Annotated in this window: 14 protein-coding genes and 5 pseudogenes; 5 read left to right on the top strand and 14 right to left on the bottom strand. The window is 48.1% G+C overall.

The genetic code is table 11. The annotated features are described in order from the left end of the window. Window positions 1–50: 50 nt before the first annotated feature. Both F3J41_RS22345 and F3J41_RS22350 read right to left on the bottom strand, forming a co-directional pair. Window positions 51–194, bottom strand: a pseudogene (locus tag F3J41_RS22345) (transposase); the annotation flags it as partial. A gap of 39 nt (window positions 195–233) precedes the next feature. Next, window positions 234–532: pseudogene (locus F3J41_RS22350) on the bottom strand (Tn3 family transposase); the annotation flags it as partial. 79 nt (window positions 533–611) lie between these two features. On the opposite strand from F3J41_RS22350, the pseudogene F3J41_RS22355 reads away from it, so the two are divergent. Continuing rightward, window positions 612–1058 (top strand): annotated as a pseudogene (locus F3J41_RS22355) (IS5 family transposase); the annotation flags it as partial. A gap of 75 nt (window positions 1059–1133) precedes the next feature. Here the strand turns inward: F3J41_RS22355 and istB are convergent. Then, complete coding sequence (gene istB, locus F3J41_RS22360; RefSeq protein ID WP_104094438.1) at window positions 1134–1916, bottom strand: IS21-like element ISSen3 family helper ATPase IstB; 783 nt, start codon at window positions 1914–1916, stop codon at window positions 1134–1136. After that, window positions 1913–2935, bottom strand: a complete 1023-nt coding sequence (istA, locus tag F3J41_RS22365; protein WP_104094439.1) for an IS21-like element ISSen3 family transposase — start codon at window positions 2933–2935, stop codon at window positions 1913–1915. The genes istB and istA overlap by 4 nt, the downstream gene beginning before the upstream one ends. Before the next feature lie 311 nt (window positions 2936–3246). Here istA and F3J41_RS23605 point away from each other — a divergent pair. Next, window positions 3247–3672, top strand: a pseudogene (locus F3J41_RS23605) (CfaE/CblD family pilus tip adhesin); the annotation flags it as partial. Continuing rightward, window positions 3633–3815, top strand: a complete 183-nt coding sequence (locus F3J41_RS23705; protein ID WP_158251419.1) for a CfaE/CblD family pilus tip adhesin — start codon at window positions 3633–3635, stop codon at window positions 3813–3815. The pseudogene F3J41_RS23605 and the gene F3J41_RS23705, both read left to right, overlap by 40 nt. Before the next feature lie 188 nt (window positions 3816–4003). Here the strand turns inward: F3J41_RS23705 and F3J41_RS22380 are convergent, their stop codons facing one another. Continuing rightward, window positions 4004–4921 (bottom strand): LysR family transcriptional regulator, encoded by a 918-nt coding sequence (locus tag F3J41_RS22380; protein WP_104094441.1) that lies wholly within the window; start codon window positions 4919–4921, stop codon window positions 4004–4006. 630 nt (window positions 4922–5551) lie between these two features. On the opposite strand from F3J41_RS22380, the gene F3J41_RS22385 reads away from it, so the two are divergent. Next, window positions 5552–6430: a LysR family transcriptional regulator gene (locus F3J41_RS22385; protein ID WP_104094443.1), complete on the top strand. Its 879-nt coding sequence runs from the start codon at window positions 5552–5554 to the stop codon at window positions 6428–6430. 257 nt (window positions 6431–6687) lie between these two features. Here F3J41_RS22385 and F3J41_RS23710 read toward each other — a convergent pair whose 3' ends face one another. The 6 genes from F3J41_RS23710 to F3J41_RS22415 all read right to left on the bottom strand — a co-directional run bounded on the left by F3J41_RS23710 (window position 6688) and on the right by F3J41_RS22415 (window position 14692). Further along, window positions 6688–8586, bottom strand: coding sequence for an FKBP-type peptidyl-prolyl cis-trans isomerase (locus tag F3J41_RS23710; protein ID WP_104094444.1), 1899 nt, complete (start codon window positions 8584–8586; stop codon window positions 6688–6690). Then, window positions 8586–9068: a hypothetical protein gene (locus F3J41_RS22395; protein WP_146068690.1), complete on the bottom strand. Its 483-nt coding sequence runs from the start codon at window positions 9066–9068 to the stop codon at window positions 8586–8588. The genes F3J41_RS23710 and F3J41_RS22395 overlap by 1 nt, the downstream gene beginning before the upstream one ends. Before the next feature lie 368 nt (window positions 9069–9436). Then, entirely contained in the window at window positions 9437–12172 is a 2736-nt protein-coding gene (locus tag F3J41_RS22400) for a TcfC E-set like domain-containing protein (RefSeq protein WP_104094446.1), read from the bottom strand. A gap of 17 nt (window positions 12173–12189) precedes the next feature. Next, window positions 12190–12717, bottom strand: a complete 528-nt coding sequence (locus F3J41_RS22405) for a CS1 type fimbrial major subunit (protein WP_158252679.1) — start codon at window positions 12715–12717, stop codon at window positions 12190–12192. Between the two features lie 45 nt (window positions 12718–12762). After that, window positions 12763–13548: a fimbrial protein gene (locus F3J41_RS22410; RefSeq protein ID WP_146068689.1), complete on the bottom strand. Its 786-nt coding sequence runs from the start codon at window positions 13546–13548 to the stop codon at window positions 12763–12765. A gap of 289 nt (window positions 13549–13837) precedes the next feature. After that, window positions 13838–14692, bottom strand: coding sequence for a YadA C-terminal domain-containing protein (locus F3J41_RS22415; RefSeq protein WP_158251421.1), 855 nt, complete (start codon window positions 14690–14692; stop codon window positions 13838–13840). A gap of 810 nt (window positions 14693–15502) precedes the next feature. Between F3J41_RS22415 and F3J41_RS22420 the strand changes: the two genes are divergently transcribed. Next, window positions 15503–16303, top strand: coding sequence for a DUF1460 domain-containing protein (locus F3J41_RS22420; RefSeq protein WP_369974319.1), 801 nt, complete (start codon window positions 15503–15505; stop codon window positions 16301–16303). A gap of 284 nt (window positions 16304–16587) precedes the next feature. On the opposite strand, the gene F3J41_RS22425 is transcribed toward F3J41_RS22420, so the two are convergent. The 3 genes and pseudogenes from F3J41_RS22425 to F3J41_RS22435 form a co-directional block, all read right to left on the bottom strand. After that, entirely contained in the window at window positions 16588–16893 is a 306-nt protein-coding gene (locus F3J41_RS22425) for an FtsX-like permease family protein (RefSeq protein ID WP_158251422.1), read from the bottom strand. A 161-nt stretch (window positions 16894–17054) separates the two neighbouring features. Next, window positions 17055–17978 (bottom strand): IS5 family transposase, encoded by a 924-nt coding sequence (locus tag F3J41_RS22430; RefSeq protein WP_166712516.1) that lies wholly within the window; start codon window positions 17976–17978, stop codon window positions 17055–17057. A gap of 677 nt (window positions 17979–18655) precedes the next feature. After that, a pseudogene (locus tag F3J41_RS22435) lies at window positions 18656–20152 on the bottom strand (IS66 family transposase). Window positions 20153–20180 lie beyond the last annotated feature (28 nt).

Genomic DNA, 20180 nt, shown 5'->3' on the forward strand with positions numbered 1-20180 from the left:
TAATCTGACCGGAACGGGTATCACCTGCAGCGCATGGCGGAGTCTGGCAGGCCATAACCGTGCAGGTTGCGCCAGTTAAATACCAAGTTGTCGTTAACGCCGTGTTCCCGAGCCAGTTCTGCCACACAGGCACCCGGCTGCTGGCTCAGCTCCGCCATGCGGATTTTGAACTCCAGAGGCCAGCCCGGGCGGCGTTTTTAGGGGGCACTTTGGTTATCGAAAATTATTGTACGTTAAGGTTGTTTTTTGACCTTTCTACTTTAGCGGGCCTCAGCCGACGAAACTTACCGGAAGCCGGTATCCGGTTGCTTTTCCAGATATAATCGCCTGTCAGATTGATGTGCTCCCAGCCTAACGGCGACAAATGCGACAGTAGTTGTTCGTTGATCTTTAGTCCCTTACGCTTCAGGGCATCGATCGCCCTTTCCATATACACAGTATTCCACAGCGAGATCGCAGCCATCAGGAGCGTCAGTCCACTGGCGCGATAGCTCTGATTTTCCGGCTTCCTGCCCCTGATTTCTCCCTGCCGGTAGCTTTGTTGAATAAATCGAACTTTTTGCCGTAATCAGGATCAGATCACCACATTCTCGATCCTGTAGCGGTATCCCGTGGCAAAACAAACGTTCAAAATCACCAACTGGAACGTCTACAACAAAGCCCTCGTCAATCGGGGCTCACTGACATTCTGGCTTGATGAGTCGGCCATTCAGGCCTGGTATGACGAACCCAAAACCTCTTCACGTGGTCGTCCGCAACGTTATTCCGAGCTGGCCATTTCCACCGTTCTGATGCTCAAACGCGTCTTTCGCCTCACGCTGCGCGCTGTGCAGGGATTCATCGATTCCATTTTTATCCTGATGAAGCTCCCGCTCCGTTGCCCGGATTATTCCTGGGTCAGCAGGCGGGCTAAGTCCGTCAGCATCCCTTTCAAAAGCCCCACACGCGGTGAAATTGCCCACCTGGTTATCGACTCCACCGGCTTAAAAGTTTTCGGTGAGGGTGAGTGGAAGGTGAAAAAACACGGTAAGGAAAAGCGCCGTGTCTGGCGGAAGCTGCGCCAGGTGTCAACAACGGGTAAAAAGTGATCCACTAACCGTCACCACCAACGGTTTAATATTGATCCACCTTGTTTACTCAGGATTAGCTTCCGCTATAATCCCGGCCTTTCGTTTCGGCTTCAGTCGATAGCTCTCTCCTTTTATCTGGACTACGTGTGAGTGATGTAAGATCCGATCCAGCATCGCCGATGTCAGGGCCGCATCACCTGCGAACGTCTGGTCCCACTGCCCGAACGGCAGATTGGAGGTCAGGATCATCGCGCTCTTCTCGTAACGTTTGGCTATGACCTGGAAGAACAGCTTGGCTTCCTCCTGACTGAACGGCAGATAACCTATTTCATCGATGATAAGCAGCTTCGGGGCCATGACACCGCGATTGAGTGTCGTTTTGTAACGCCCCTGACGCTGGGAAGTCGACAGCTGTAACAGCAGGTCCGCTGCTGTTGTGAAGCGAACCTTGATGCCCGCCCGTACTGCTTCGTAGCCCATGGCTATCGCCAGATGTGTTTTTCCCACGCCCGAGGGGCCCAGTAACACGATGTTTTCGTTACGTTCGATGAAGCTCAGGGAGCGCAGCGACTGGATTTGCTTCTGAGGAGCGCCGGTGGCGAAGGTGAAGTCGTACTCCTCGAACGTCTTCACCGCCGGGAAGGCTGCCATCCGTGTGTACATCGCCTGTTTACGCTGATGCCGGGCCAGTTTCTCCTCATGTAACAGGTGCTCCAGGAAGTCCATGTAGCTCCATTCCTGATCCACCGCCTGTTGCGACAGCGCCGGCGCTGCGCCGATAAGACTGTCCGGCTGCAGCTGTTCGGCAAGCACCATCAGCCGTTGATGTTGCAGTTCAACCATCATGCGGCTCCTCTGCAGAACGTATCATAGATGGAGAGTGGGTGATGCAGTGGCTGCCTGTCGAAGGTCATCAGGCTTTCATCAACCTGCACGTCATACTGCTTTTTCTCCGGTGGCAGTGCCAGCATGGATTGCTGTTCCTCCACCCAGCGATCGCAGGGGCGGGACTGGATAGTTTCATGCTTCCGCTGGTTGGCCACATCGTACAGCCCGCGCAGGCCGTAACGGTTTGCGGTTTCAACATCGACGGAGATCCCCATCGGACGCAGGCGCGTCATTAACGGGATATAGAAGCTGTTTCGGGTGTACTGCACCATCCGCTCCACCTTGCCTTTAGTCTGCGCCCTGAAGGGACGGCACAGGCGGGGAGAGAAGCCCATCTCTTTGCCGAACTGCCACAGGGAAGGATGGAACCGATGCTGCCCGGTCTGGTAAGCATCACGCTGTAGCACCACCGTTTTCATATTGTCGTACAGGACTTCCTCCGGTACACCACCGAAGAAGCTGAACGCATTGCGGTGACAGGCTTCCAGCGTGTCGTAGCGCATGTTGTCAGTGAACTCGATGTAAAGCATTCTGCTGTATCCCAGAACAGCGACGAACACATGCAGGGGGGACTTGCCGTTTCGCATGGTCCCCCAGTCAACCTGCATCTGCCGTCCGGGCTCGGTTTCGAAGCGAACGACCGGTTCTTCCTGTGCTGGCAGGGTCTGTTTGCGGATGAACTCTCTCAGGATAGTAAGCCCTCCACGATAGCCCAGCTCCATGATTTCCCTGGCAATAACGGTCGCCGGGATTTTGTAGGGATGCGCATCGCTGATCCGCTTAGAGATGTAATCACGGTATTCATCGAGCAGTGACGATGGTGCCGGGCGTGGTGAATACTGCGGCTTTTCAGATTTGGCTTTCAGGTGGCTGCGGACAGTATTGCGCGAAATACCCAGCTCCCTGGCAATGGCCCGGATACTCATTCCCCGCTTGTGCAGGACTTTAATTTCCATACGAATCTCAAAAGTGATCATAAGCTCCCCTGTATTCAGAGGAGCAGATTAACCCCTGGATCAATTTTCAACCGCTGGGGTGGATCAGTTTTGCACCGTTGGTAACAACATTTGATAAAAGAGCTATACCTACATCACTAATTCAACTACAGGCACAACAAAGTTTCAACCATATGCTGCTACATCTAACTCAAAGTATGTTGATTCAAATACGTCCTATGACGTTAAATTTTATTATTACATCCCACAATCTGCACTATCTGAATTATCTTCCGGTATCTTGAAGGCCACACTTAAGCAAAACCTGATGCAATGGGTGCCCTTCAGTCTTCTTAAGGACTTGGACGGCCGATATCACATTGCGTGTCACAGATACGGGATCCCAGACCATCTTCTTTCCGGCCTTTCCGGGCGGGGCGCCACACGTAGATCTGAACCTCAGTAACCGGCCTGCAGGTAGTGACTCGACCGCCAGCGGCACCGCAAACCTGGATATGTGCCTCTACGATGGCGGCATCACAGCTAACAATATCGCCATAACGTTCAGTGGTGAAAATAAATCCGCGCCAGGGCGTAAGTCCGGTGGCTTTTCCGTCTACCGGGACGGGGGGAGCGTGGAAAAGGCCCAGAATCGTATCGACTACACCGTTCAGGTACTGAACCCATTAAGCGGTCGAGCCGAAAACATCACAAACGGCTCGCGGATTGGCTGGGTGGGGTGGGGTGGGCCGCTGGCGAATTTAACCGACGGCAGATAATCATTCCGGATGTTTCCGGTTATCAGTGGTGCGTTTATGCGCCCATCACGCAGAAAACACCCTTCTTCATTCTTGCTGACAAAGCGGCCGGACATTATACGGGTACGCTGAGGGTGCCCTATGTCCCGACCACGTCAGGATGATCAGAATCCACGATTTCTGTCGTTATAGATTAGGGTGTGAACGAAAGCGGGAGATCCTGAATTCACAGATTGTAAGAGCTGCGCGCGTCACAAAAGAATATGGCTTTGTCTCTCAGATAATCCGGACTGTGACAATACGCCAGCTGAGCAAAAAATTGCTGAGAAGCGCGGGACAAATTCCTTAATAATCACAGATCCCGGTTGTTCCACTTCTCAGTTATAAAATTGATGAAATCTTTGAAAAGGGGCGAGTAAAACTTTCTCTGACGCCATACCAGATAAACGGGTACAGGTGGGATCGTCCAGTCATCCAGCACCGTTAAAACCTGAGGAAATGCCTGCCTATTACGGGAGAGAAAACCTGATGAGATGAGTGATATTCCTCTCTCCTGAAGCATCAGGTTAAACGTTCCAAGAAGGCTGTCAGTTAAAAAACCGGAGTGACTGGTTTTATCAAATGAAAAGGTCTCGCCTTCTTTTACCAGCGTCAGCGTCCCGGACAATCCATGATGATAAAGATGAAAAAAACGGTGTTTAAGAAGGTCACGGGGATGTTCAGGATTGCCATGCCGCCTGACATACTCTTTAGTCGCGCAGAGCGAGAGTTTCAGGGGGCTTAACTCACGATGAATTAAGTCTTCGCTTTCAATCAGCCCGCTTTTTAAAACAAGATGGTCGAATGCCGATGATTTCTTTGTAAACTGACTACTCTCTCGGGATTCAAGGAAAACTATTGCACCTTCATGCTTTTCAGCGTATTCATCCAGCCAGTGATTAGCCAGAAATTCACAAACCATGGCAGGCGCAGTGAGCCGGATTGCCCCCTCAATAACACCCGAGGGATTCCTCAGATTGTGGACGAGATCAGTCATCATTTCAATGATAACCTTGGCCTTATCGTAGGCCATCATTCCGGCCTCGGTGAGCTCAATATTACGGGTGTCACGGTTAAGCAAATGGGCATTTACTCCCTCTTCGAGCCTCGATATTTGCTTACTGACCGAGGATACGCTTATGTTCAGTTGCCGGGCAGCCACCGAAAAACTGCCCGTTTCTACAACCTTCACAAAAACCTTCCATTCATTAAGTTTTCCACTAGTTCTCATTGTTTCTTTTCCGGATATCGTTTAGCGCTTTTACTAATTGTAGCATGGAAATAGTGAAGTAGTTTTTTAATACGCACCACATTTTCTACTGCTCTCGTATCTTTTATGTGGTTCACTGAAAAAAACGAAAAGAAAATCGCTTTGTTTTAAAATGAAAACCTCCGGAGGAGTTGATTGTTATACCATAATGATTTAATTAACAAGGCACGAGATGAGAATGAGAATCAACAATCCCGAAATCATAGTACTATGGTATGTATATAGGGGCGATGGAATTGAGAGAATCAGCGAAATGACAGGCTATTCGCACTGCAGAATAATAACGCACCTTAGAAACCTGAAAAATAAAACCGCAAGCACATCCCTTAGCGCTTTAAAGCAGTGGTTCACTCAAAATACTGGCAAGTACCAGCAGACACTGGCGTCGCGCGTTATACTAAAAAAACACGGTATAAATCGTAAAATCAACGAAATATCTGACAATCGATTTGTTTAGCACATTTCGTCATTGTATTTAATATAATCATTTATTTTCCTAATCGGAAAATCTGTTTGTTGCTTCTGCAAATTGATATGATCATATTAATCAATAAAATGTTCTTCATACATCGTCTAAGGAGACATTAGTTAATGCGATTTTATCTGAAAGATTTTTGTATCTTCATCAATGTAGCTGAGACCGGAAGTCTCTCTCAGACCGCAGCAATAATGGGTCTCAGTATTTCGTCCGTCAGCAAGAGGCTCGCTCGACTTGAAGATCATTTACAGACCACACTCTTTGAAAGAAACACGCGCGGCGTGCGTCTTTCACCATTAGGGAAAGAGGCTTACATTAAATCAAAGGAAATTACTAATGCCTTCTCTTCCTTCATTGATGATATACGGGGTTCAAAAGTATTATGGCTGAATGTTCAGGTTGAAAAGTCCATCAGGACAATTCCATTTATAGACTGGGTATACGATTACGCCAGCGCTTCGACTGAGGCCCGGGTGAAATACAAATCAACCCTTTCTGTCCGAAGTCAGCCTCTGAACATCAATGATCTGGTCATTAGTCCGGTCAAGTCATCATGGCCTCTGGCAATTCACAGGAAACTTGAACCAGTAAAAAGAAAGATATTTGCAAGCTCAGGATATTCAGGCGATGTTTCTCAGCTATCCCTTGATTCATCGAAGGTTATCTTTTACTCAGAAGATGAGGAAGAGCAACCCTTAATTTTTAACCAACAGAATGGTGAAGAAGCCAGGTTATCGCCTGTAATGATAACAGATGATATTTCTCAGATTATCAGCCTTTCAGGAGCGAAAGATATCATCATAGTCGGTCTCCCCTCTTATCTTTCAAAAAAATATGAGGACCAGGGGCTGATACATGAAATCATGCCCGAATGGTCGGCAAAAAGCCGACAGTATTATTTAATCTGGAAGAACAGAAAATATTATAATGATGAGTTCAGTAATTTCCTTGATTTTCTGGAGTCAAAGTTTTCTGATTTCATCCTGAATTAAGAGTCATTAAAGGGGGATATTTTATGGTCTATTACTGAGCGATTTTTCAGTAACATCAATGTCAAAACCCTGCGCAAAAAATATTTTAAAATCTTTCATAAATCCATTTTTTGTTGCATCAGATGCCTGTTGAGGGTTCAGGCCGGGATAAAGCGGTCAGTCCCTCAGGCTCGTGCTCTTTAAATTTTTTCAGACAAGATAACCCCTTAATACTCTTATTTATCCATAATATCATCGGGTTACCTTGCACGTGATTTTTATTTTACTCCTAAAATACGAATATCGTAGATCATGATTCCATCAGGGGGGATTCCTGGCGGAAGCTGATCTTTTCCATAGGCAAGCCGTGCCGGAACGACCAAACGCAGCGCGCCTTCATTTTTAATGAAACGCAGCGCATGCTGAAATAAGACAGGATATTGTTTCAGTTTCAGGGTAATCGCCTGTTTGTCGGCTACCATGTCATTTATTACCTGGCCTCCTGCGATGCTTTCCCGCATCACGGTAGTGATTGCGCTATCAGGACCCAGTTTTTCTCCCGTTCCCTGATTCATTATCTCATACCAGAACCCATGATTATCTTTTTTAACATCCTTCCGCTGCAGAAACGATTGAAGAAATTTTTCACCTTCAGTTGTTATGTTTTTATCGCTCCTGGCTTCAGCATCGTTGTCCTGATCCACTGTCACACGGTAAATCAGGCTGGCTCCGGGCGGAATGTTAGGCACTAAACCGTCATCACCGTATGCAAGTTCAGGTGGAACAAAAAAGGTTGCAGTTCCATGCCGGCCCAGTCGGGCTATAACGTTACGAAATAAAGATGGAAACTCTGCCAGTTCTTTTCGCACCATGTTTTCATCTTCAATAACCCCGCCTCCCGCGAGGCTGGTGATGACTTTTACCCTGATGTCTAGGTCGGGATTCAGTTGCTGCCTGTCGGAGGAATCAATTTTAAACCAGTATCCCTGGGCATCCTTTTTCACCCCGGCATTCCGGCGAAAGGCATCCAGCGCTTTTTTTCCGGCTTCCGCCTGCATCTTTATCATGTCCTCACGTGCTGACTGCACTTTTTTGCCAAGGCTGGTCTGAGCACTGAGAAGCGCTTCAGAAGTAAACCTGATATTGTTTTTTAAGGCATCAGTCACGCCATTATAAAATGACGCCATGTGCGTTTGTACGCCCAGCATCCTGTTCATGTTAATGGCGTTCAGTGCTTCCAGACCGAGTGCTGCGCCGGCCGCATAGTCCCCGTCAGGCGCTTCCTGCTTGTCATTATCCTGAAGGTCATTTATCAGACCAGGATGCGCGGTCTTGATAAGTGGGCTGGCGGGATAACTCCCTTTCTTTTCATCGTGTAGAACGGCTTTGTCATTTGCGACTAAGTCCCCCCCCGCCTCAGAGCTCCTCTGAGCAGTCATACCGGGTTCGCTCCTTTCCTCAGAGGCACCCTTCTTTCCGTTTTCAGCCACAGGCTGCCTTTCCGGAGATAGGCTGTGGGCAGCTGATGAATTACGCAGCGCTGTCAGCTCAGCATTTGCTATATCTGCCTGAAGAGCTTTTACTTTGTTTTCCACTCTGAGACTGCCGTTTTCTTTACGCACTATCCCGGCCTCTGTTCGTGCGCGTGCGGCTTCAGCCCGCACATCATCAACCAGATTCTTCAGGGCGTTGTATCGCTTTTCTAATAGCTCATTGGCCAGACCAGACTTTTTAAGATCCTCCCTCAACTGAGAATCGATGGTGCTTTCTGCCGGAGATGCAGGCTCCTGTTGCGGGGGGTGCGGATGCATCAGTATCTCAACCAGTCTCTTTTTCAGACTGTCCCTTTCACTGGCAATCGCGGCACAATCTTCTGCAGTAGATTGTGCTTTAACCGGATTCACGTTCGACAAATCTGGCTTATCGGCATGGCAGCTCAGATGCGGTGAAATTTTTCCACTCCGCTTTTGCTGGGGGGGCGTGGGAATGTTTACCGGGGCGGTATGTTTCGCCGGTTGCTCTTGCTGCTCAGCAGTGGCGTAATGCGCATCAAGCCACTGCTGAGCAAATAACAGCACCTGAGGCGGTCTGTCAGCCAGCACGCCCGTCGCAGGTATTAACAGTGTCACGACCAGTGCTGGCCTGCTAAGTAAAAGGCTCCTGTTAAATTGTTTCACTAGCGATCCTCGCCCTTATCGGACAGCGCGTTGAGTAAGCGCCAAGAAATATCTGCGCATAATCTGGACGTACGATATTGGTAAAGTGCATCAACGGCCGCGACGGTTAACGGATCAGCCTGAGATCGTACATTGCCATACTGGCTGGCCGTGGTCATTAACTTAGCAAATAGAATTGTCTGGCGGTGGTAATCATCCGGACTCACTACCTTAAGTGCCTGTAATTCGCTTTCACAACGTTTAAGCATGGCATCCTCAAGCCCCGCTTTATCACGCAGGTGAGCGGACTTAGTGCTTTCACTGTCGGTTTTCGTATTGCTGGTCTGAGTTGCAGAGTCCGCTGGCGTGCTGTGATCACGAGCGGATTCGTGCCGGAAGGCCATACACCCTGTCAGCGTCAGGGCCATTAAAATTATGCCTAGCACAGGTGGAATATAATGGCATAACTGAGCACCTGCATTAGAAAATATGGATTTTCTCATTTTATTGTTACCCTCAGCGAAGATAAATCAGAAAGGAAAGTGGTAATGACAGGAACAGACATTCCCGCAATATTTAAATTAATAATCAGTCGATAAATCTTTAAAGAAAGTATCGTATGATCGCCTCCCCCCCCCCCGAAGTTAAAAGCTTATGCGGAAAATTTCTTAACTTAAGCTTTTAATCAGGAGAGCGATTTTGTGAACACTTGCACTGCTATTCCAGTTCGTCACTGACCTCAAATACAGGTACCAATGAGGTCTGTTTAAGATCTCAGCCGAATCAGATTTTCTGATTGTCAAAGCTGAAAACCTGCAACGATTGAAACTGTGTCTGAATTTTTCTATTACTGCCGGGGACGGTACTGTCATCAGTTCACTGAAGCTGTTTCATTATTTTCTTTTCTGATACCTGCCGTCATCAACTGCGCCTGTTTCCTTTCAGCTGTCGGGAGGCTGGCAAATGAAATATTTCTACATTTAACGTTACCTACCCAGCTCACAACATCACGCTGCTCTTTTACTGTGACGGGACACTGCAGATACTCATCCCCTCTCATGACGTAAAGTGTTTTGAGGGGATGCGTACTTTCCAGTGAGAAACCGCCTTTACCTAGGGGACTCCATGACATCACGTTTAAGGGGATAACGTCATCGAGTGGTTGATTGGCGGCGTCCACCATTCTGCCAAGCCACGTATAGCGGCTGACTACGCTGACGTTATTGTTAACAATTTTCCCTGGCATCATAAACAGGGTTTTAGAACCCGCACCTTTACTGATCTCGCTGCTGGCGCCATGTTCTGTTTCTGAGGATTCACTTATATTGACAGTCGTCTGCTGATAGCCTGGAACGGTGAAGAATGCCCGACTGTTTCCACGTATATCCGCCTGACCACCGGAGCTGACGCTAACTTTTGCGCGCGATAATTTATCGTCGTCTTCTGATTCAATCCCGAAGGTTACGGCAGAAGCAGGCATGCCATCACCCCATCGTCCCCAGAAGAAACCCTGCCGGTCAATGGCAAATGATGAACTGTAGCTGCCGCTGATGCCCGGAGAATGAATACTTCTTCGCTGATCATAGGCATCACTGACGGTCAGTGAACCATTGCCATATTGCCCCCCCATGCGGCGGTAAGCCAGCGCATCAATACTGTCGGTGTTAATGCCGTTTACTGACGCCCCCATCTCATCGTCACCAGCAGCGCTACTGAAGCGACTATAACTGGCACCATAACCCAGTTTCCGTTCGCCGTTACGGCTGCTGTTCAAGCTAGTATTTAACGAAGTGCTGGATGTGTCGCTTGCGTGAGAAACAGTGAAGGAGATGTAACCCCCTCTGTCTGATTTTTCATAGCTGGTATCTCTGCGTAAGAAGGCGTTCAGACTGGTTCCAATTGTATACCCGTTCCAGTTGAAAACTTTGCTGAGGCCGGTCTGCCATGCCCGGCTTCGGGAACGGGTCATATAAACGGACTCCCAGGGTGCGCCATCACCGAATCCTGGATCCGTATTCTGAAGCTGACTGCGGTAAGCGTAATGTCCCTCATTAAAGCTGTCCACGTATCCCAGAGTAGCATTCCAGCCATAGACCGGAACGGCCAGCAAGATATTACTGCTGACATAACAACCGCTACTGCTGTATCGGTGGTCAGATTGAGTGTTACATCCCGGTGACGACATCGCCGAACGATAGTAGCTGAGTGAAAAACCATCGTTATAGCTTACCTGCTGTATATTGCCGGACGATCCGTCACTGCCATGCAGATAGCTGACCCGCGCAGCCAGAGTCCCATCCAGAGGGCCACTGTCGAATCCATGACTCCAGTCCAGCGCTCCCTGAACATAATTAACGTTGTTAAGTACCGTTGCGCCGGCAGTGAGCGACAGGCTTTTCGTTAGCGGGATCCGGGCACCACCCACAATAACCTGCCGGTTATCATTCGTTCTGATACCGGTATCTGCCGAAAGTTTGCCGGCCTGTATAAACCACTGGAATGAGTTTTCCTCAGAAAAACCTAGGCTGCTAAAAGGAACATCCTGCGTCCTGATAAGGTGGTTGTTTTCATAAATTTTCAGCGTCACCGTGTAACTGCCGGAAGGGAAGTTACGGGTATCCAGTTTCTGCACACCGGTATTGAGATAAAACGATCCCAGAAATCTGTCGCTGCGGTAAGCATCTACACGGGAGTTACCGGACAGGAACACCGTTAAAGGCGTGCCACTCGGCATTTTTTCACGATTCAACCATGCCTGTGTAGACCCGATTCGAAGGCCGACAATTTTTCCTGTCTGAAGTTGGCCCAGATTGATATTCCCTCCCGCAGAGCTGAATATGTCCCGGGAATCCATCTGGCCAGCCTGAAGATAAATTTTCTTCCACATATCATGCCTGATGTAAGCATTATTGACAGTTATCCTGGAGTTGCTATCAGTACGGTAACGCTGACCGTTATAATTCCAGTCCACGTTTGCATAAGAGCTTTCTCCAAGCCCCATCGTACCGTTTCCCTGCAGAGATAAAGACTGATAGTCTTTATCGCCTACAAAACTCAAATTCTGCTGATGAATAAAGCCACTATGACTTTCTGGCGCATTACGGAAGAAAATATCCTCTTTTTTCTGCTCAGGCGTGAACCGCTCGGGCAGAAATAAATTCACCTCATCATTTTTTTCATCATAAATAATGGCGATTGTTTTTGTATTAATATATCCGCACCCACCGCCATTAGTTACTGAACATGAAAGGGCATCGTTACGTTTTAACGGTCCCGATAAACCTGATGAGAGGATCGTTGTAAGCGCTATATCATGACCGTATTTCCTTTCTACATCTCTGATAAGCGCGTCAGGTGCCAGAAACCTTATGGTCTCGAGACTCACACTGGCCTCATATAGTCCCAGTACATCACCATAAAGGCTGACGCTGACCTGCTGATCCTGCCCTTTAACCAAGGACTCGAATCCCGGCGGCACCTGAAGAGTAGCCGCAGCCTGATAATTAACAATCACGCAACCAAGAAGTATGTAACAGCAAGATTTTCTTGCTTTCATTATGCAGATAACCAAGAGTGAAGGAAATGAAGGCGGGATCCCCGCCTTCATACATGATTTATTAAAATTCAGCCACCGGGCGTGGCAGGGGTGGCGTTATTTTTAGTGGTGGCCTGTGAAACAACCAGGCTGACTTTTCCGCTAAATTTACCTGTAACATTTACTTTCTGTTGTGAAGCTTGCTTGATGACTAAAGCAAGCGGAACGGAACCATTAGCAACCGAGTCGGAGGGGAAAAGATCCTTATACTCATAGAGCGTATCTGTAAGCCCCAATGGCTTATCACCCAGAATTACTGAGAGCGGGATAGGGTTGGCACCCGCAGCATCGGTGAGTTGGGCTGTAGTTGCGAGTCTGACGTTCATATCACGGTCAGAGTTGCTCCAGATTTTGACATCTGCTTTATATGGGTCCAGCCCGGTTTGCGGGTTATAATTCATGTCTACAGGCTTAGCCGTTAAAGAATCACCGTTGGCAAGGGTAATGCCTGCGGTTGGATCGATAGTGGCCTGTACCGTAATATCCGCCTGGTAAGCCTGAGAAGCTGCTGAAGCCAGCAGGGCTGACAAAAAAATAAGCTTAAACTTATGTTTCATAGTGTAGTTCCTTAACATCTAATTTACCCTTTAAAAGGGTGATGACTATCCGTTAATCAAATTAAGCGGAATTTCTTTTTTTTCTCCATTTGGGATACCGAGAAACCTTACTTTATAAGAAGATCCTGGTTTGTATTTAAATGGAAAAATCTTCACATGCGTATCCGGATAAACTGATGCTCCGGATGCTTTCCATACACACCCCCCCCCCGAAGAGCACTCGCCAATTTCTTTTATTTTTATACGACTGGTGCCGTTATTGAAAACAAGACCAGACTTAGGGCTAAATCCCAGGCTAAATACTGTCTGCCGGGGCAATACGTGCACTAGCGCCCCCCATACAATATTAACACCAACTTCAGCACTGGCTTTACTCTGGGGTTTATTGTCATCTGCTGAGTTAAATTCTTCAGCAGATACTTCCTGAATATAAACACGCCAGGTAGTTTCTTTTTCAGGCGGATTTAAGGTTACCATCCTTACTATCCGGCTCGAGCCTGGAGTGATCGCAAGCTTTAATGGCGTAATAATTAAACCACCATCATCAACACCATCAACGGCAACTTCTTTCTCCTGGGGAGTACCTGCGTTAATGATTTTTTTTTCAGTTATTTTAACAAAAGAAACTTTATCGGACTGCGACATGACTTCAATTTTAGTATTACCAGAACTACCCAGATTCACTTCAATCGGGTAGACGCTAATACCCGCGCTGGCGTAGCTGGATAACGCAAATGCATTAAAAACTATCAATCCTTTGCAAATCGACAAAAATTTCACTCTACTGCCTCCAACATCATAATTTAGGTAATGTGAGGCGGCGATATCCACGTAAGAAGCACAGCCTCAAAGTATACTTGCAAATTAAAAAGAAATAATAATATTGAGATTTATGTTAAAGTTAGTAAGTAAAAAAATTTTAAAATCCATATTTGAAAAAACTTGCGGCGTATAAATAAATATAAAGTCTGTGACGTTTTTTCTGTTCTAAAAACAACTGCCGACAAGTCGGCAAGTCGGCAGCCTTTGCTAATTGAAACCCTGGTGAGGAACAGATATTAAGATAGAATTTTGAATACCTAATATATCTGTTTAATTATCAAACCATTTTACCTGTAAATCAGAATTCCAGATTGATAGCTGTGTTGTAAGCAGTACCTCTGAAGTTTTGGGTGTTGGTTGAAACGCCGGCTTTAACTGCCACGCGCTCATTAATACGATACCCACCTCCGATGGCCAGCGCCGTATCTGACTCGTAACCACCAAGCGAAAGAGAAGTATTGAAATTACCAATCCCGTAAGGCTGGAATAAGCCAGACAGCGCTGACTGAGATGCGAAGCCACGACTCATTTTCTTATCGAGTTTATCAATACGACGATCAATGCCGTTGAATCGGGAATCAACTTCGTTAAAACGTTGCAGAAAATAACCATTTCTCTGATTTTGTGCTGTAATCTGTTGATTTAACCTGAGTTCATTATCGTCTACACGGCTGGACGTAATTTTCCCTGAACTGAGCGCATCCTGCGAAACGCTCAATGCATTCCCAGCATTTATGTTCGCATTATCAGCTGTACTCACTGCTGATGCTGCCTGACTGGATGCGCCTTTCGCAGTGCTTACCGCGCTCATGGCATCTGCCGAAGCGCTGTAGGCCGTACTTACGGCATCACTGGCGCTTTTGGCTGCGTTATTAGCAACGGTATTAGCGTTATTAGCAACCGTACTCGCGTTATTAGCAACCGTACTCGCGTTATTAGCAACCGTACTCGCGTTATTAGCAACCGTACTCGCGTTATTAGCAACCGTACTCGCGTTATTAGCGGTGCTTGTAGCATTGATAGCTGTAGCAGTGGCGTTATTCGCTATGTTGTTCGCATTATTTGCGATATTGATGGCATCATCAACTGTCGCTGCACAAGCAAAATGAGTTATATCTGATGACATTAATACAATAAGAGATAAAGAAAGCATCCTGCGGCATATCATTTTGTAACAAACCTGGCGTTAATTGGATTTCCTAAAATTTTATCCAAAATCAGCAAGATCTGCATTGTCTTTTTTGGAAAAACAGAATTTACAGCCTGATTATGCAACCATTCATCAGGAACCACCGGCTTTTTCACATATTCTTAAAAAATTTCACCTCCTGTGCTTTTCTAGCATTAAATTGAATATATCATTGATAATACCCACCTAACCATCACTTCCATAATCACTTTTCTGTATGGTTTTTGAATTAGACATTAATTCTGAACATCAAATGTCCAGAGCTGGCGTATAAAAGAAAGCATGTCTGCCTCATCTCTTTACTTCTGCATTGCATAACTTAATCCAATGAGCAAGATAAGCAATCATCTTAAGCAAAAAATGAATGATATTTCTTTTTGCCGTATTTAACTGGCCATTATTCCTATACCACCTTCTGAGTAAATCACATTTTCCATAAAGGCAGTTGTCCGTAAGGGTGTTGATGGGTATTATTGCCTCACACCTGAAGTTGTTAGTCTACCCAGTTGTGTTTGTGTTGTGTTGTGTTTGTATCAATCCTGTGTTCACGTTTTCCCGCACGCAAGTGCGGTTTTATTTGGATAAATCACTCCATCTGACAATAATTTACTCTTAGCCAGGAAAGCTTATCCCTTTCCCGCGGAATCATTCCACTCGTTCAACCCGACCCTTATTACATAAAAATTTTCATATGAATAAAAGGGTAAATGAAGAAGCTCTAAAAGTTAAATTCATTTTCATTTCGTCATATGGCCCTCCAGAGAAGGAAGCTCCGTGAAAATCTGCTTTGTTATACTATTACTCACATCCCTATGCTTGTCCGCATGCTCGCCCCATCATAATCAAAGCTATCGGGTTATTATGAACAGCGCTGCGGCAGAAAAGGTAAACGAAATTATAAAAGCTGATGTTATCACTTCTAAAAGCTCAGACCACGGGACTGTCATAAGTCGTGTATCCTCTGACTTCTTAAATACCCCCTATCAGTCTCAAACCTTAGTCGGCGGGCCTGATACTCCTGAAGCCCTTGTTGTTAATTTAAGGGGGATGGACTGCTTCACTCTTGCGGATTATGTTGAAGCCCTTAGCCGGAGCCACGACCATAAATCGTTTCTATATAATCTCAGGAATGTCCGTTACGCCGATGGTAACGTTGATTATCTCAGTCGCCGACACTTCTTCTCTGACTGGTTTGCAATTAAGCCATATAATGCTCGTGATATTACGCCCGAAATTAGTGCAAATTATATGACATCTGAAAAGATGCTCAACCGCAGGCCAGATGGAGGTGAATTCGTTTCAGGCCTGGGCATACATCCACGAGAAATTAATTATATTCCCGGACGTGCCATTAATCAGCAGGTACTGGATCGCCTCAGAAACGGAGATTACGTGGGAATCTATTCTACGCTTGAGGGACTGGATGTCACTCATGTGGGCATTGTGATACGTTATAATGGCCAAGTGTGGCTCAGAAATGCCTCTTCTCTGGCCATTAACCGAAGAGTTGTGGATTCACCGTTTCTCGAGTATACGCGTCTTAAACCGGGGATTGTTGTATTGCGCGCAGAATAACTAATCACTGAATCGCATTGTTACATACTGCAATTCGGTTCCGTAATGAGCTTAGCGTAAAACGGGGAAAGGGGACACGCTTTACCCCTGTACTTTCCTCTAAACCAATAGAAAAGAACCTTTTCTTTCGATTGGTTAACGCTTTTATCTGCCGCTGAGTACTTGCGCTGGATTGAGCTGGGTGGCGTGACGTGACGGGTACCAGCTGGCAATTAAACTCAAAATTATTGCGTCAGCCATAACGTAAATAACGTCTCGCCAGTGCACTTCAAAGGGAATAAAGTCTACAAAATAGACATTCCCGAAAAAAATTTATTGCCCGTACTGAATTCTATTCCTTGCGCAAGTGAAGCCGTTTTGAGCGAAATCAATACCCCTGCGACCATCCCGCAGACGCTGCCAGTAAAACTCGCGAATACGCCATACCAGATAAAGCTTGCACGGATTAGCTTGTCTCCGGCACCAAGTGTCTTCAGCACCGAGATATCGCTGCTTTTGTCTTTAACTGCCATCACCAAAGTAGAAGCAATAATGAAATTCGATACGCTCATGACTATAACCATAGCCAAATAGATAATTGTGCGGTTCATCTCTCATCTCTTCTCCGGCAGGTTAACCCGCCGCCTCCGGTTCAGCCGCCGTAGCAGGCCACGTTGTCAAAAATCCAGTCCGGCCCGATCGCGTCACGGTAACCGTGGCTTTGTTGAATAAATCAGATTCCGGGCGAGCGTCCCTGTAGCTGGTCGCATATTCAGGCAATACGCACGCTTTCCGGCATACCTGCCTTCGTCCTTTTGTTCAGTGCACGCACCATGGCCAGAGCCTCTGCGACCTGACCATCGTAATCACGCAGTGTCAGTTTTCCTCCGAACAGCTGTTTTACCCGATACATGGCCGTTTCCGCTATTGACCGTCGGTTGTATTCCGTTGTCCATTTCCACCGTGCATTGCTCCCGCTCAGGCGCTGATTCGCAACGGCACGGTTGCGGTCTGCGTATTCACCGGGCCAGTAACCCGCACCCTTTCGCGGCGGGATGAGGGCGCTGATTTTCTTACGGCGCAGTTCATCGTGACATAACCGGGTATCGTAAGCGCCATCGGCGGCGGCTGACCTGATTTTACGGTGGGTCTGCCGGATTAACCCGGGGAAGGCCTCTGGGTCTGTAACGTTGTTCAGCGATAGGTCAGCACAGATGATTTCATGTGTTTTGCTGTCAACGGCCAGATGCAGCTTCCGCCAGATACGGCGGCGTTCTTTGCCGTGCTTTCTGACTTTCCACTCGCCTTCACCGAAGACCTTCAGCCCGGTGGAATCAATCACCAGGTGCGCGATTTCACCCCGGGTGGCGGTTTTAAAACTGACACTGACCGACTTTGCCCGCCTGCTGACACAGCTGTAATCCGGACAGCGCAGCGGAACGCCCATCAGGGTAAAAATGGAATCAATGAAGCCCTGTGCAGCCCGCAGGGTCAGCCGGAATACACGTTTAATCACCAGAACGGTAGTGATGGCAAGGTCAGAATAGCGCTGAGGTCTTCCGCGTGCTGAAGGCGGTGCTGTCTCATACCACGCCTTAATCACTTCGTCGTCCAGCCAGAAAGTCATGGAGCCGCGGTTGATAAGCGCTTTGCTATAGGTGTGCCAGTTGGTGATTCTGAATTTCTGCTTAGCCACGGGACTGCCAGCGTTGTCAGGGGATGCGGGCTCTGATCCTTCAGCTCAGCAAAAGTTCGATTTATTCAACAAAGCCGCCCCAGGCTCACCGTCCGTAGCGCGTTTTCTGGAGTTAACCCGGAACCATAGACAAGCCTGTCCGTTAAATGCCAATTTTCACTAAAAAACCGTTTTTATCACGTTTTCAATGCCTATTATGTTTATATATATATCAGAAAGTTAACTAAATAACGCACGATCTCGTTCCATTGGCCCTCGCCCCCCTAATAGTGCATATCTCAACAACCGTACGCCTATCTGAGACCTTGCATGAGAGTTTCCAGCTCACAAGGCTCAGGCCTTATCAAACCGCTTGATTAGTAAAAATTCTTATCAATAGTTACTTATGCTTGGGAAAAAGAAAATCATAACGGCCCGAGTTATTTGACGATAAGTGCGTTTTTTTCAGGATAAGACCCTTATGACTATACGGCGATTAAACCACATTAAATTCACTCAATACATTCACTAACCTTTACTATTTATAGCCGCTTTTACCCCTTTCCTCAGTGTTACAAAGTTGTTGTTCCCTAAGCTTCGAGCCCGTTTATAATTTCAGAGTGGTAATAAAAAATAAGCCGTATAAAAAAATATTCTGAGGAGGGATGGTAAGCGTCGCATTTAGACCGTATTGACGTTCAGGCAGAGGTAAGGTCTACCTTCCATGGCAGCAGATCGCGGACCCGGTTCACCGGCCAGTCCTGGATATGGCCGATGACGTAACGCAGCCACGCCTCGGGTTCAACGCAGTTAAGCCGGCAGGTGCCGATCAGCGAGTACAGAACAGCCGCGCTTTCACCGCCCGTGTCTGAACCGGCGAACAGCCAGTTTTTCCGGCCCAGGGCTACACCACGCAGCGCGTTCTCCGCGATGTTGTTGTCTATCTCTGCCCAGCCGTTGCTGCAGTACAGGTTCAGCGCGTCCCACTGCTTCAGCAGGTACGCGAAAGCCTTCGCCGTATCAGAGTGGCGCGACAGCATCTTCATCTGAACCTGTATCCAGTCGTACAGCGACTGCATCAGCGGGACGGTCTGCGCTTTCCGGACCGCCAGCCTTTCATCTGCCGGGCTGCCGCGTATCTCCGCCTCGATGGCATACAGCTCACCGATTCGCTTCAGTGCTTCTGTTGTGATGTCGGTCGGGGTTCGGACGTGGACGTCGTGGATTTTCCGACGTGCGTGCGCCATGCAGGCCGCTTCCGTGATGCGCCCGTCTTCGTACAGGGCATTATAACCACCGTAAGCATCCGCCTGCAGGATACCGCTGTACCCGGCAAGGTGTTGCTGCGGATGCATTCCCTTACGGTCCGGTGAGTACACGAACCAGACCGCTGGCGGAAGCTGTGAACCCGCGTTGCGGTCATCCCGCACGTACACCCACAGCCGTGCCGTCCTGGTTTTGCCGCTGCCCGGTTCCTGCACCGGCACCGGGATATCGTCAGTATGCACCTTGCCCGGCATCAGCACATACTGACGCAGCAGCTCATACAGTGGATCCAGCAGTTCGCTGACCGCACCCGACCAGCGCCCCAGCGTGGCACGACTCAGCTCCACGCCCTGACGACGGTAGATTTCTGACTGCCGGTAGTGTGGTGTGTGCTCTGCGAACTTCGCGGTGACGATTCGGGCCAGCAGGCCGGGACCGGCTTAGCTGCGCTCTATGGGCTTTGAAGGCGTGGGGGCCTGAACGATGTGGTCACAACTGCAGCAGGCCAGTTTGGGCCGCTGCGTTTCGATAACCTTAAAGGTGCTGCTGATGAGCTCCAGCTGCTCTTACATGTCGCAGCCCAGTGCGCTGAGTTCTCCGCCGCATGCCGGGCAGGTGATGTCTGCCGGCAACAGCGTGCGGGTTTCGCGCTGGAGTGCGGTGGGGAGTGGTTTACGGGCGGAAGACTGGCGCAGCGGCTGTGGCAGTACCGGGTCATGCTGCTCGCCCAGCACCTCTGCCATCTCCTCCTGCAGGGCATCGATGCGCTCCTCCGCCTCGCGCACCTGGCGCTGCGTTTTCTCACGCAGCTTTTCGGAGCTTTTGCCGAACTGCATCCGCTGCAGCTTAGCGACCAGCGCCTTCAGTCGATTAATTTCGCTGGCGTACGCCGCCACCCGCTGTGAAAGCAGACGGTTATACTCCGCCATTTTGCGGATGGTGGTCTGCTGCTCCTGC

The organism is Pantoea sp. Ap-870, from assembly GCF_011752515.1.
GTDB lineage: Bacteria > Pseudomonadota > Gammaproteobacteria > Enterobacterales > Enterobacteriaceae > Pantoea > Pantoea dispersa.

Bases quoted from the DNA above. Each gene is read 5' to 3' on its own strand.
- istB (WP_104094438.1), bottom strand. From the start codon at position 1,916: ATGATGGTTGAACTGCAACATCAACGGCTGATGGTGCTTGCCGAACAG.
- istA (WP_104094439.1), bottom strand. From the start codon at position 2,935: ATGATCACTTTTGAGATTCGTATGGAAATTAAAGTCCTGCACAAGCGG.
- F3J41_RS22380 (WP_104094441.1), bottom strand. From the start codon at position 4,921: ATGAGAACTAGTGGAAAACTTAATGAATGGAAGGTTTTTGTGAAGGTT.
- F3J41_RS22385 (WP_104094443.1), top strand. From the start codon at position 5,552: ATGCGATTTTATCTGAAAGATTTTTGTATCTTCATCAATGTAGCTGAG.
- F3J41_RS22395 (WP_146068690.1), bottom strand. From the start codon at position 9,068: ATGAGAAAATCCATATTTTCTAATGCAGGTGCTCAGTTATGCCATTAT.
- F3J41_RS22400 (WP_104094446.1), bottom strand. From the start codon at position 12,172: ATGAAGGCGGGGATCCCGCCTTCATTTCCTTCACTCTTGGTTATCTGC.
- F3J41_RS22405 (WP_158252679.1), bottom strand. From the start codon at position 12,717: ATGAAACATAAGTTTAAGCTTATTTTTTTGTCAGCCCTGCTGGCTTCA.
- F3J41_RS22415 (WP_158251421.1), bottom strand. From the start codon at position 14,692: ATGCTTTCTTTATCTCTTATTGTATTAATGTCATCAGATATAACTCAT.
- F3J41_RS22425 (WP_158251422.1), bottom strand. From the start codon at position 16,893: ATGAACCGCACAATTATCTATTTGGCTATGGTTATAGTCATGAGCGTA.